This is a genomic window from Vibrio gazogenes, assembly GCF_002196515.1.
GTDB classification, from domain to species: Bacteria; Pseudomonadota; Gammaproteobacteria; order Enterobacterales; family Vibrionaceae; genus Vibrio; species Vibrio gazogenes_A.
In genome coordinates, this window is the sequence record NZ_CP018835.1 from 344,659 (window position 1) to 357,648 (window position 12,990).

Annotated in this window: 11 protein-coding genes; 6 read left to right on the top strand and 5 right to left on the bottom strand. The window is 47.9% G+C overall.

Annotation, left to right across the window (positions count from 1 at the left end; all coding sequences use genetic code 11):
* Positions 1–81 precede the first annotated feature (81 nt).
* Positions 82–1,350, top strand: coding sequence for an aromatic ring-hydroxylating oxygenase subunit alpha (locus BSQ33_RS01560; protein WP_088133077.1), 1,269 nt, complete (start codon positions 82–84; stop codon positions 1,348–1,350).
* A gap of 193 nt (positions 1,351–1,543) precedes the next feature.
* Here BSQ33_RS01560 and BSQ33_RS01570 read toward each other — a convergent pair whose 3' ends face one another.
* The 3 genes from BSQ33_RS01570 to BSQ33_RS01580 all read right to left on the bottom strand — a co-directional run bounded on the left by BSQ33_RS01570 (position 1,544) and on the right by BSQ33_RS01580 (position 4,720).
* Positions 1,544–3,079 (bottom strand): BCCT family transporter, encoded by a 1,536-nt coding sequence (locus tag BSQ33_RS01570; protein WP_088133081.1) that lies wholly within the window; start codon positions 3,077–3,079, stop codon positions 1,544–1,546.
* The gene (locus tag BSQ33_RS01575) at positions 3,072–3,968 is read right to left on the bottom strand and encodes a homocysteine S-methyltransferase family protein (RefSeq protein ID WP_088133083.1); all 897 of its coding nucleotides are present in this window, start codon (positions 3,966–3,968) and stop codon (positions 3,072–3,074) included. The genes BSQ33_RS01570 and BSQ33_RS01575 overlap by 8 nt, the downstream gene beginning before the upstream one ends.
* 176 nt (positions 3,969–4,144) lie before the next feature.
* A complete protein-coding gene (locus BSQ33_RS01580; RefSeq protein WP_088133085.1) occupies positions 4,145–4,720 on the bottom strand; it encodes an MSMEG_1061 family FMN-dependent PPOX-type flavoprotein in 576 nt (191 codons plus the stop codon).
* Between the two features lie 166 nt (positions 4,721–4,886).
* Here BSQ33_RS01580 and BSQ33_RS01585 point away from each other — a divergent pair, with 166 nt between their 5' ends.
* From BSQ33_RS01585 to BSQ33_RS01600, 4 genes are all read left to right on the top strand, one after another.
* Positions 4,887–5,873: an ABC transporter substrate-binding protein gene (locus tag BSQ33_RS01585; protein WP_021021586.1), complete on the top strand. Its 987-nt coding sequence runs from the start codon at positions 4,887–4,889 to the stop codon at positions 5,871–5,873.
* Between the two features lie 68 nt (positions 5,874–5,941).
* Positions 5,942–6,907, top strand: a complete 966-nt coding sequence (locus BSQ33_RS01590) for a FecCD family ABC transporter permease (RefSeq protein ID WP_232471938.1) — start codon at positions 5,942–5,944, stop codon at positions 6,905–6,907.
* Positions 6,907–7,947, top strand: coding sequence for a FecCD family ABC transporter permease (locus BSQ33_RS01595; RefSeq protein WP_021021584.1), 1,041 nt, complete (start codon positions 6,907–6,909; stop codon positions 7,945–7,947). Before BSQ33_RS01590 ends, BSQ33_RS01595 begins: the two co-directional genes overlap by 1 nt.
* A complete protein-coding gene (locus tag BSQ33_RS01600) occupies positions 7,944–8,744 on the top strand; it encodes an ABC transporter ATP-binding protein (RefSeq protein WP_021021583.1) in 801 nt (266 codons plus the stop codon). Before BSQ33_RS01595 ends, BSQ33_RS01600 begins: the two co-directional genes overlap by 4 nt.
* Before the next feature lie 53 nt (positions 8,745–8,797).
* Here the strand turns inward: BSQ33_RS01600 and BSQ33_RS01605 are convergent, their stop codons facing one another.
* On the bottom strand, positions 8,798–9,673 hold the full coding sequence (locus BSQ33_RS01605; RefSeq protein ID WP_021021582.1) for a LysR family transcriptional regulator: 876 nt from the start codon (positions 9,671–9,673) through the stop codon (positions 8,798–8,800).
* Positions 9,674–9,805: 132 nt separating this feature from the next.
* On the opposite strand from BSQ33_RS01605, the gene BSQ33_RS01610 reads away from it, so the two are divergent.
* Positions 9,806–11,947, top strand: a complete 2,142-nt coding sequence (locus tag BSQ33_RS01610; protein WP_232471939.1) for a TonB-dependent siderophore receptor — start codon at positions 9,806–9,808, stop codon at positions 11,945–11,947.
* 106 nt (positions 11,948–12,053) lie between these two features.
* Here BSQ33_RS01610 and BSQ33_RS01615 read toward each other — a convergent pair whose 3' ends face one another.
* Complete coding sequence (locus tag BSQ33_RS01615; RefSeq protein ID WP_021021580.1) at positions 12,054–12,986, bottom strand: LysR family transcriptional regulator; 933 nt, start codon at positions 12,984–12,986, stop codon at positions 12,054–12,056.
* Between the last annotated feature and the right edge of the window lie 4 nt (positions 12,987–12,990).

Consider the following 12,990-nt stretch of genomic DNA (forward strand, 5'->3'; position numbering starts at 1 on the left):
TTTAAGGGCGGGGATTGAGGTGTGCAGCAAGGAAGCCCGGCTCGGGTATAAAACTAACCCCCAGAAAAGAAGATAGCAGCAATGACACAGAATGATTTACTCAATATTAGCTATGCCAGTTTGGATACAGCCCGCGATAAAATGACCGAACTACTGAGTGAACGTAAACCGAATTACTCATTACCACGTCCCTTATATAATGATCCGGTGATGTTCCGGGTTGATGTCGAAGAGATTTTCCAAAAAGAGTGGTTGTTTGTCGGGATGACAAGTGAGATCCCCAGTAAAGGAGACTATTTTACTGTCGAAATTGCTCAAAACCCGGTTCTGATTGTCCGCGATGCCGACGGTTCTGTGAATGCGTTTCACAATACCTGCCGACACCGCGGTTCACGCATTTGTCTCGAACATCGGGGAAAAGTTGCCAACCTTGTCTGTCCTTATCACCAGTGGACATACAACACCAAGGGCAACTTACTCTTTGCCGGTACAGAAATGGGTGATGATTTTGACATGTCAAAACATAAGCTGCACGCAGTGCACTGTAAAACCGCAGGCGGCTTTATTTTCATCTGTCTGGGGGAAAATCCCCCTGAATCTGACTTTGATGAATTTCTGGCAACCCTCGAAGCATACATGGAACCGTATGATGTCGAAAACACCAAGCTGGCGGTTGAATCAAACATGTATGAAAAAGCCAACTGGAAGCTGGTTCTGGAAAACAACCGGGAGTGTTATCACTGTTCCGGCAGCCACCCTGAGCTACTGAATACGCTGCTGGAATGGGATGATACCAACGACCCTCGCGCTTCAGAAGAATTCCTCGCTCACTACAAGCGAATGGCCAGTGAGTGGGATGCAGAGAAGATCCCACACGAACACAAAAATTTCGGAACACGTAATCGTCTGGTCCGTATGCCACTCAAAGAAGGCACAGAAGTGATGACCATCGATGGCAATCAAGGCTGTGAGAAACTACTGGGACGGGTTAAAAACCGTCAGCTCGGTTCACTGCGTATTCTGCATTTGCCTAACTCGTGGAACCACATGCAAAGTGACCACTTTATCGTGTTCCGCGTTCTGCCGATTTCAGCACAGGAAAGTCTGGTGACCACCAAATGGTTTGTCCACAAAGATGCGCTCGAAGGTCAGGACTACGATCCGGAGCGGTTGCGTCAGGTTTGGGATGCCACCAATGATCAAGACCGTATTCTGGGTGAAGAAAACCAACGCGGCATTAATTCACTCGCTTATGAACCGGGACCTTATTCACAAACCTTTGAATTTGGCGTAATTAACTTCGTCGATTGGTATTCAGATCGCGTATTGAATAACCTGAAAGAGAAATAACCCTATTCATTCGTTTATTTCCTTTTCGAGCCGCAAGCGCGGCTCTTTTTGAAAGACAAGGGAAATCAAATCACGTTTCAGTCTCCCAAAAAGCAAAGGACCACCGTTGTCAGCGGTGGTCGATTCGTAAGCAACGGGACAACATTGATGTCGCGTCTCATTGGTCAGCGAAGGAATATATTTCATTTGACCATTAAGGCATGAACTCTTGATATTCGACTAATTCCTCAGATTGCCCCTCTTGCGCCTGACCGTTTGAAAGTTGCATCAGTAATTGCTTCACCAAAATAGCATAAACAAACATCATGGGGAGTCCTGCGACAACACACAGTGACTTAATCGTATCAATGCCACCACCACACAAGAAAACGCTGAAACTGATCAGTGCGATTGCCCCTGCCCACATGAGTTTTACTTTGTTATCCGGGTCACCTCTTAACGATAACTGATTCGTCGTCAACATGGCCGTAGCCACACTTGCACTCGACATCGTGGTTAACATCAAGAAGAACTGAATCACTAAGAACACGGCTAAAATGACATTTTTCACCGGCAGGGTTTGAATAAGTGAAACAACGGCAAAGGTAAGTCCGCCCTCGCTCATCCAATCTTGCACCGGATAGCCGCCAAGAAGCTGAGCCCAAACTGCATACCCGCCAAAGATAGAGATAAAGAATGCACATCCCAGTGACCCCATAAATATCGTGTACAAAATCACTTCACGGATTGTACGACCTCTTGAGATACGGGTAATGAATAACCCCATCATGATGAGATAAGCGTAGTACCAGAACCAATAGTATTGCGTCCAACTCTGAGGAAAACCACTCTGCTGCACCGGATCGGTCCACAATGACATCCGGAAATAACTGTCCAACATCACCCCGAAAGAATCGGTGACGTTATTTAAAATAAAGGGGGCGTTTGACGTAAATAACACGAACAGCGCAAAGCAGATGGCCGCCACGACAGTGTAGTCAGAAACCTTGCTGATCCCTCGATTGAACCCCACCAGCATGACCACAAACAATACCAAGACGAACAGCAAGATGATGCTGCCCTGAAGCATCAAATTGTTGTCAATCCCAAACAGTTGAGATACGCCTTCACTCAATAGTGTCACCGTCAGCGCCAATGAACTGGCAAAAGCAGCTAAAGTGCCGAAGATGGCAACCAGATCGATACATTTCGCGACAATCGGATGCTTGCCTAATACCGGCTCACACAACGTTGAGAGTTTTAATGTACGTTTCTTCTGGACATAAAAGGCGTAAGAAAAAGGAATCGCCGGAAAACAGTAAATCGCCCAACCGGTAATGCCCCAATGAAACATTGAATAGGTGACCGACCATGCGGCTGCGGTGTAACTATTGGCATCGGCGAACAACGGTGGAGATTGCAGGTTATACATTGGTTCGCCAATTCCCCAATATATCAGAGAAGCCCCAACACCCGCAGTAAAGATCATGCCGCCATAAGAGAAGTTTGAATACTCAGGCTTCTCGTCCCCTAAACGAATCGCTCCGTATTTAGAAAATGCGAGCCAGAACAGAAAAAACACTAATGCTAAACTAGCCAGTTGCGCTAACCAGCCGAACCAATTTGTCACAAAAGTCATGGCATCACCGGCCATCGCCTGAGACAAATCTGGATATAAGGAAGAGACAACCAGCAGAAGTAATACCAGCATGATAGCCGGAATCGTGAGTCCAAAGTTGAGATTATTCAACGCTGTCTCTCCATGTCGCTAGCGCTTTAATATGACTTGGTTCAATCCCACAGCATCCACCAATGATACTCGCGCCTAGCTGGTGCCACTTCTGAGCAAACTCAAGATACTCTTGTGGTGAAACATTGCGCATTGTCTGGATGGTGTCATTGGCTTGGTGCCCTGACTTGATCGGCGTAAAACTATTCGCGAATACACCAATGGTCAGCATCTTGCCTGAGCGTTCCAGCTCTTGATTGACATCCAAAATCGCTTGCTCAACAACCTCAGGGACCGAACAGTTAAAAAAGATCCCCGCGGCATTGGTTGCGAATAAGGCTTCAACAGCATCGCTGACCAATTCACCTGAGCGAAGGCGGGATGGCTGACCCACCTCATCCATCAGGGTAAAAGAGAAATAAACCGGTTTATCCGTGTGAGCCAAAACCTTTGAGATCACTGCCGCTTCCGCAAGGCTCGCCACTGTTTCAGCCAGCCAGATATCAACATACTGGTCTTGAGCATTAAATAGCGTCGAACTGATCTCATAAGCGCTTGCAGCTTCAAACAGGTCTGGACGATATGAACCAAACGCTGGCGGGATCGATCCTGCGACCAAAACCTCTTGCTGGGATTCAGAAACGACCTCTTGCGCAATCCGAGCCGCTTTTTCGGCAAGTTCAGCCCCTTGCTCGGTAAAGCGTTCTGCACCTAAATGGAAAGGTACACAAGCATAGCTATTGACAGTGATAATCTGTGCGCCGGCCTCGATAAAACCTTGGTGAGCCTGCTTCACATGCTTTGGCGATTCTATCAGCGCCTGCGCACTCCAAAGTGGTTGGGAAAAAGGTGCACCGATACGTTTCAGCTCACGCCCCATCCCACCATCCAAAATTGTAATATTTGCCATTTTAGACTTCTATACCGCTAAACATCCATGCAGGTATTTAACCACAGTATTCAGGAAATTATATTGAGAATCTCTCATCATAAACATGAATAAAATTCATATTAGAGCATCATTAAATATTTATATTCATGACATGATGTCATGTGATGACTGATTGAAGCCCATAAATTCGTTGCTTAATCGCCGCCTCGCTGCTCTTTTTCGACTTGCTGATCCTGAATAATCGTCACCAGAGACGGCAAAAACTCACGGTTGATATGCGATTCACTACACCAGATTTTGGATTTCATAAGCGCTTTGGGACAATGAAAGAACAGTGCGTCAACCGTCACTTTGACAACCAGCTTCGGCCTTGTTTTCCCATCAAGACACAACGCCCTGATGTCATCATCAACATGGATGGATGCCGTCCCTTTGACTCTCACCACATCTTCGATGTTAGCAACCATGAACAGTAACCCGACTTTGGGATTGGTGATGAGATTGGTTAAGGTATCTAATCGGTTGTTACCGGGACTGTCCGGAAAAGCCAGCGTTTTGTCGTCCAAGACTTTGACAAACCCAGCTTCGCCACCGCGGGGAGAAATATCTAACAAACCATCTTGATTGGTTGACGCGAGAAAAAACAGTCTGCTGTTTTCAATGAATGTACGGGAGTGCGGATCAATGTGTTGGATCTCTTTGGCAACGGCGAGTGGATGCGGCGTGTGATAAAGCTCTCTTAATTGTTCCAATGTGGTGATTTGCGTCATTTGAGGCATTCTCTTTTGTTATCGGTTATAAACTATTTGTAAATGATACTTAGTTTCATTTGAAATTGGTTTGCATTATCATGTTCTAACTCATAGGACAGAGTCAAATACCATCTCGACGAGATGCACTCTTAGATATTTGCAGCCATAAACCGAAGCCAATCGAATGTTAAATCTCAAAGCCGTTTTTACCGTTTTTCTTGTTTCTTTCGCGACTACGTTGAGTTGGGCAGACGATAGCGTGACCTATCCCATCAAAATTCAGCATGCCTTTGGCACGACCCTCATTCAGAAAAAACCGGTGAGGGTTGCGACGGTCGCATGGGCGAACCATGAAGTGCCGCTGGCGCTTGGTATCGTACCGGTTGGCTTTGCTGCCGCGACATTTGGCGACGATGACGGAGACGGCGTTCTGCCTTGGGTCAAAGCGCGACTCGATGCACTTGGTGCACCAACACCGACACTGTTCGATGAAGGGGATGGGATCGATTTCGAAGCCGTTGCTGCAACACAACCAGATGTCATTCTTGCTGCGTATTCTGGTTTAAGCCGCTCTGATTACGAAACCCTCAGCATGATTGCACCGGTGGTGGCGTACCCGAATGCACCTTGGTCGACTGACTGGCGGAGTATGATCCGCATCAACAGTCTGGGGCTGGGAATGGCGAAAGAAGGTGAAGCGCTCATTGCAAGTATTGAGCGAGACATCGCATCGCGAACAGCGAAGTATCCAGAACTGAAGGGAAAATCGGCCATGTTTATTACCCATTTAGACCCGACCGATTTGAGTGTGGTGCACTTTTACACCGCGAACGACACACGAGTGAAATTTTTCAATGACTTAACCCTCGTCTCACCGCAAAGCATTCGTAATTTGAGTCGTTCCGGGCAGTTTTCCGGCGAAGCCAGTATTGAACAAATCGATGCATTTAATGATGTCGATATCTTCGTCACGTACGGTGGTGAAGCACTGTTAAAACCACTGTCCGATAACCCATTGATGTCAAAAATGAATGCGATTAAGCACGGTTCAATTGTCATGCTGGGCAATGGGCCGTTAGCCACCGCTGCCAATCCAACACCGTTATCTATCTCATGGGTCTTGGATGATTACCTAGAGGCGTTGGCCACAGCCGCACGCAAAACCCAATGAGTTCCCCGGTTACAAAAAACAATCCGTTCACTGTGGGAAGTTTTGTGATGTCGCGCTCGGTGATGCTCGTGGCTTTCGTGATCGTTTTGTTGCTTGTGTGTCTGCTCTCTGTCGCCTTGGGGACAAGAGAAGTCACATGGGAAGAAATCATCAGCGCACTGCAAGGAAACCTCAATACGGTGGGAGAAGCCGCAGTAGCAATGCGCATTCCGCGTACCGTCTTAGCGGTCATTGCGGGTGCCGCTTTAGGCTTGTCAGGTACGGTCATGCAGGGTATCACTCGCAATCCCCTTGCCGACCCCGGCATTCTCGGTGTAAACATTGGCGCGGCTTTTTTCGTGGTCGTGGGACTAGCTTGGTTGGGCATGAATCAGATCCAGACTTATGTCTGGATGGCCATTTTAGGTGCGGCTCTCACCGCCGCATTTGTTTATACCATCGGCTCAATGGGACGAGGTGGCGCAACACCACTGAAGTTAGCATTAGCAGGTGCGGCAACATCAGCCGCTTTATCGTGTTTCACCATCGCAGTGGTATTGCCACGCAATGACATCGCAGGCGGAGCCAGATCCTGGCAGATCGGCGGTGTCGGGGGGGCGACATTCGAAACCATGCGTCTCGTTTGGCCTTTCTTACTTGTCGGGTTAGTCATCACGGCATTCAGTGCAAGAAAATTAAACAGTTTAGCGCTTGGAGACGAGCTCGCCGCTGGTTTGGGTGAAAACGTAGTTTTGGCTCGAAGTGTCGCCGGACTGGGTGCGGTTCTGCTCTGTGGCGCGACCACCGCAATTTGCGGGCCTATCGGCTTCGTCGGGTTGGTCGTGCCGCATTGTTGCCGCCTGTTCGTAGGGGTGGATCACCGCTGGCTATTACCTTTCTCTGCGGTGGGCGGTGCCAGTTTGCTCCTGCTTGCCGATATTATGGGACGCATTATTTCCCGCCCCAGCGAGTTATCTGTAGGCGTGGTCACTGCATTTATTGGTGCGCCATTTTTCATCTGGATTGTGCGCCGTCAGCGTGTTAGGGAATTGTGATGTCCGCTGAATTGCTTCTTTTACAACGAGTGAGAACGACCCGTCAGCAACGCATGCGACGCTGGTCTTTGATCACCATGAGCTTATTGATTTTAGCGGCAGCAGCTTGGTGCTTAACGCTGGTCTTGGGTCAATCGTATACGTCTCCGTCAGTCGTCTGGAGCGTGTTACAAGGTGAAACGATCCCCGGCGCGAGTTTCACCGTCGGGTATTTGCGATTCCCCAGAGCGATGATATCGCTATTGGTCGGCATGAGTTTTGGCTTAGCCGGTGTCACATTTCAAACCATGCTACGTAACCCTTTAGCCAGCCCTGATATCGTCGGGGTGAGTTCCGGAGCCAGTGCGGCAGCAGTATTTGCCATCATTGTGCTGGATATGAATGGTTCTGCTGTTGCTATTTTTTCAATTTTGGCCGGTTTGGCTGTTGCACTGGCCGTCTATGGTCTCTCTTATAAAAATGGTGTCGCCGGGACGCGGCTGATTCTGGTCGGGATTGGTGTTTCCGCAATGATTGAAAGTTATATCGCCTATCTTCTGTCGCAAGCCTCATCTTGGGATCTGCAAGAAGCGATGCGTTGGTTAACGGGCAGCGTCAATTCCGTACAGATTGATCAAAGTATGCCACTGTTGATGTCATTGGTTATTTTTGGCGGTCTGCTCCTGAGCCAGACAAAATCCTTAGAGGCATTACGGCTGGGCGATGACACCGCAGCGGCTCTGGGTGTCAATATCACCGTCACCCGCATCATCGTTATGGTATGTGCTGTCGGTTTAATTGCGGTTGCTACCGCCGTGACAGGTCCTATCGCTTTTGTGGCATTTCTCTCCGGGCCAATCGCTGCGCGCATTGTCGGCTCTAACGGCACACGATTCATTCCGGCTGCACTAGTCGGGGCGGTATTAGTGTTGGCGGGCGATTACATTGGGCAGTTTCTTCTTCCAAGCCGCTATCCGGTCGGTGTGATAACGGGCGCTTTAGGAGCCCCCTACCTCATTTATCTCATTATTCGCGTGAATCGTAACGGGGGGTCTTTATGACAAAAGCGCATGAACTTGTGGTAACGCAGTTGTCTGCCGGTTATGGCGAAAAAACGATCGTTAAAGATCTCTCGCTCAAGATAGCACCGGGAAAAATTACCTCGATTGTCGGGGCGAATGCCTGTGGCAAGTCAACACTGTTAAAAACCCTGTCTCGTTTACTGGCCCCGTCTCAAGGGCAAGTGCTGCTTGATGGAAAATCGGTCCATCAAAGCCCGACAAGAACATTAGCGCGAACATTGGGGTTGCTGCCTCAATCTCCGATCGCCCCTGAAGGTATTACGGTTGGTGATCTCGTCAGCCGTGGGCGTCATCCGCATCATGGGATCATGTCACGCTGGCGCAAGCAAGATGATGTCGCGATCGCGAATGCGCTGGAAGTCACCAAGCTAACAGACCTGATTGACAGAGACGTTGATGCGCTCTCCGGCGGACAGCGTCAACGCGTTTGGATTGCCATGGCGCTGGCTCAGGAGACAGATATTTTGCTGCTCGATGAACCGACGACGTTTTTAGATGTGACGCATCAAATCGAAGTGTTGGATTTACTGGTGGATCTGAACCTGCAACGTGGCATTACCATCGTAATGGTTTTGCATGATCTCAACTTAGCTGCCCGCTATTCAGACCATCTGCTTGCAATGATCAACGGGCAGGTTCACGCACATGGTGAGCCCAAAAAAGTGCTGACGAATGAGACCATTCAAGCAGTATTTGGTTTGAACAACCATATCATGATTGATCCGGTGTCGAATATTCCGATGATGATTCCGATCGGCCGACACAAACTGAAATAGCCACCGTAGCAGAACAACGTCCACCGTCCACCAGCGCAACCTGAAAGGCACCTTTAGTTGGAAAGGCACTGCAAAAATGCCATCAGTGCAGGATTATCCGACGTGTTTTTATAGACAAAACTTAGCGGTGACGTATGCGGTACAACATCCAGCGACGTATAACCGATCATATTCGAAGGCCGGGTAAAGTGGCGCTCATTGACAATGGCGACACCATTACCGGCTGCGACCAAACCAAGCATAGTGCTTTCTCCGTGTGCCCATTGAGTGACTGCTGGTGTCCAGCCGATCTCGTGAAACAGCGCTTCTTGCCAATCGAAGTAGTAAGGATCCACACTTCTTGGCAAGCGAACCGCTGGCAATAGGTTGAGCGCTTCAACTGTCGTTGATGGTGAGATGGTTCTCCCCCAGCTCGCAGGATAAGCCAGCACCAACTTGTCCTGAGCGATAGGTTGTACCACGTATTCTGAAGACAACTCAGAAAAGTGATACAAAAAAGCCCCGTCAATCTGATCAAGCTCTAATCGTTTCAGCAGCACGATTGGCGTATCTGAATACACCTCAAGTTCAACGTCATGGTTATCATGGCAAAACTGGCTCACGCACTGATTCATCTCGCCCTCCCACAGCACGAAGTCATGAGCCCCCAAAGCAAGAGAGCCATGCGTATGGGTAAACTGACGCACATGCTCGTTGGCGTCGTCAATTTGTCTGATGATTGCGCCTAACTGTTTTTGATAAGCCTTTCCTGCCCGATTCAGACGTAATCCTTTCGGCTGGCGGTCAAATAATAGAACGCCCAACTCTGTTTCTAATTCTTTGATTTTTCTTGATATGGCCGGTTGAGTAACGTGCACTTTTTGGGCAGCTAGACGAATGTTTTGTGTTTCAGCGACCGCTAAAAAGTATTTGAGGTGGCGTAGCTCCATGAGGTTGTTTCTCTCTCGGCATCGGTTGATAACTATATATCAATTTAATTTATCACAAATAGTAAGCATTATCATTTGTATTATCAATAGTATTAAATAACAATAAAAACTAGCAGTATAGGATTATTAAAAATGGCAAATATTAGAAGTGGTAAGGCGCATTGGCGTGCAATGCACCTACTCCTCTGTTTCGTTCCTGTTCTTTCTTATTCAGGCGCTGTTTATGCGTCTGTTGATACAGAAGTGAAAGATGATCGTGTTAAAAAAGAAGATCACGCTCAAGAAGACCAGGCTTACCGTGTAAACACCATTACGGTGTATGGGCAGCCCATCGCAGAGGATGCCGATACCACAGTCGCGGAAGAATTATGGGTTGGCGGTAAAGTGGCAACCAATATTCAAGATACCCCGGCATTGCTTTCTGTTATCACCGAAAAAGAGATCAACCAGCGTAACGCAGCGACAACTGAAGAAATTTTGCAGTATTCCCCGGGGTTGGTGACAGATTACTACGGCTCCGATGACCGCAATGACTACTTTATGATACGTGGTTATCAGGCAACCACGTATCGTGACGGCATGACACTCGGCTCAATGCGTGGCGTGCGCGAAGACCCTTATGCTTATGAACGTGTTGAAGTCATTCGCGGGGCAAACTCGACCCTGTTTGGTCCTGCTGATCCGGGCGGCTCCGTGAACTTTGTCAGTAAAAAGCCGAAATTTAAACGCTTCGGCAGCAGCTATGTTTCCTACGGCTCCTTTGATCATAAAGAAATTGGCTTGGATTTTGGGGATACCCTGAATGAGTCGGAAACACTCGCCTATCGCTTTACCACGAAAGTAAAAGACGGCGATCTTGAATACGATCATTCAAAAGATAACGCTCAGTTCTTCATGGGCGGGATAACATGGCAGCCATCAGTACAAACGACAGCCACGCTTATCGTTGACTATCTTGACCGGGACACCACGCCGAACAGTGGTGGTTACCCCTTGGACAGAGAATACAGCCGCAGTGAATTTTATGGTGAGCCCGATTACAACAAACACGATGTTGAACGGACGAACATTACAGCGCAAATCACACATTATTTTGACAACGGCATCTCATTCAGCGGTAACTTGCGCTATAGCAAACTCGAAGACGATTTCGGCTATGTCTATCTGTATGACTACGAAGGAAGAACAGGCAGTGATATCGCTCGTTACTATTTCGGAACCGATACGCATTCTAAGCAGCTGATTGGCAATACGATTCTGCAATACGATGCGAGTTTTGAACATATTGATAGCAGCACCTTAATTGGTTTGGAATACCGTGATGCGTCGACTCAAGATGCATCCGTTTATGGAACGACAAGCAGCATTAATATCGACAGCCCATCATATTCTGGCATGCCGACAATCGGTGCGCCTTACAGCAAAAATGATCAGGATGAGACGACAAAATCGGTATTCATTCAGCAGAACTTATCATGGGATGACCGATACATCCTGACATTGGGTGCACGTCATGACTATATGGATTTAACCAGCCGTGATATCAGTAACCGCGATTCAAGTGGTGAATTCTCTGAGACATCGCTGCGCGGTGCGTTTACCGTAAAAGTGACACCAGAATGGTCCACCTATATCAGTCAGGTCGAGTCTGTTGCGCCGCCAAGTATTGGCGTGAAGCCGGAAAGAGGCGAGCAGCTAGAAGCAGGGGTGAAGTTTGCACCACTGAGTATGAATGCGCTGTTCTCAGCGGCGGTTTACAATCTTGAAAAGAATGATGTGACCATGGCGATTGTTCAGGGGGATGGAACCATTGAACGCGAAACCATTGGTGAAACACGTGTCCGTGGCCTCGATTTGGAAGTCAAAGCCGAAGTCACCGACAGTTTCAATGTCACGGGTGGATACTCCTACACGAAGTCGAAAGTGATTCGAGGCAGTACAAGAAGCGGTGATGTGCTAGACGGCAATGCATTCGCGACCGTCCCAAATCATAGCGCTTCTGTATGGGGTTACTACACCCTGCCCAATAAAACCATGGATATTGGTTTAGGGGCACGCTATGTGGGTACGTATTACTTTGATGCCGCGAATAAAGGGAAAAGCGATTCGGCAACACTCTTTGATGCAGCATTTGCATATCACATGTCAAAGTCGGCCCAGTTGTCACTTCATGTACAAAACGTAACGGATAAGCAGTATGTGGTCGGTTCAGGGACTGCAAACTACTACAACCCGGGCCGCTCGTTTAATGCATCTTTCAATTATGCTTGGTAACGCATCATTATTGAGTTTTCGAGCCGCAATCGCGGCTCGTTTTCAACGTATCGCGACACGATCAAGGATAATCTGCTTCAATCACTGCTTTTTCTCAGGCGTCGTATCAACCCAGATACGCGATCAAGGTATCAAGGAATACACGCACACGATTCGGAAGAAATTGACGATCTGGATAAATTGAATGAATGGAGACACTATCTTCGTGTTGATCATCCATACTCAGCGGAATAAGCAGCCCTGCCTTCACATCATTTTTGACTAAAAACTCAGGTAACAGACTGATTCCCATGCCGGTACAACAAGCAACACGAATCGCATCACCACTATCAAATTTCATAAATGACTGGCCTTGAACTTTCACCCATCGATGATCCTCGGTTTTTAATTGAAAGTAAGCCGGCGCTGTTCCTGAGCCGTAAATCAAGACCTGATGTTTATCTAAATCAGCGATGGTTCTTGGTGGGTTATTTTTCTTCAAATAGTCAGGGGCGGCATATAGACCGATTCTCGACCGATCAATCACACGAGTAATATATTGTGTACTGGTATACGACTCACCAACTCGGATCGCGACATCAATCCCCTCTTCGACTAAATCAACAATGCGGTCAGTAAAGCTGATATCAAAAGAAAGTTCAGGGAATTGTTGTTGAAACTGATGAATAAATGGGAGTATGACCGTTTTACCATACCCTTCCGATACGGTCATTCTTAGCACACCGTTCAGTTTAGTTGGCTGCTGACGCAGACTGGATTCAGCCTCCTCTATGCTTTTCAGTATCTGTAAACATCGTTCGTAAAACGCTTGTCCTTCCGCAGTCAGTGTCACTTGACGCGTGGTGCGGTGAAACAGCCGAGTTTCTAAATAACCTTCTAATCGGGCGAGCGCTTTTCCTGCGGCCGAGCGAGTCAGGCCGATGCTTTTTCCTGCTGCAACAAAACTCCCTGTTTCTGCTATAGCCACAAAAATACGAATCGCCATTAAATCCAAAGATGTTCCGTAGGGGGCTTTATTTGGGAATCTTCTATCACTCATAAGG

Bases quoted from the DNA above. Each gene is read 5' to 3' on its own strand.
- BSQ33_RS01560 (WP_088133077.1), top strand. From the start codon at position 82: ATGACACAGAATGATTTACTCAATATTAGCTATGCCAGTTTGGATACA.
- BSQ33_RS01575 (WP_088133083.1), bottom strand. From the start codon at position 3,968: ATGGCAAATATTACAATTTTGGATGGTGGGATGGGGCGTGAGCTGAAA.
- BSQ33_RS01580 (WP_088133085.1), bottom strand. From the start codon at position 4,720: ATGACGCAAATCACCACATTGGAACAATTAAGAGAGCTTTATCACACG.
- BSQ33_RS01585 (WP_021021586.1), top strand. From the start codon at position 4,887: ATGTTAAATCTCAAAGCCGTTTTTACCGTTTTTCTTGTTTCTTTCGCG.
- BSQ33_RS01595 (WP_021021584.1), top strand. From the start codon at position 6,907: ATGTCCGCTGAATTGCTTCTTTTACAACGAGTGAGAACGACCCGTCAG.
- BSQ33_RS01600 (WP_021021583.1), top strand. From the start codon at position 7,944: ATGACAAAAGCGCATGAACTTGTGGTAACGCAGTTGTCTGCCGGTTAT.
- BSQ33_RS01605 (WP_021021582.1), bottom strand. From the start codon at position 9,673: ATGGAGCTACGCCACCTCAAATACTTTTTAGCGGTCGCTGAAACACAA.
- BSQ33_RS01610 (WP_232471939.1), top strand. From the start codon at position 9,806: ATGGCAAATATTAGAAGTGGTAAGGCGCATTGGCGTGCAATGCACCTA.
- BSQ33_RS01615 (WP_021021580.1), bottom strand. From the start codon at position 12,986: ATGAGTGATAGAAGATTCCCAAATAAAGCCCCCTACGGAACATCTTTG.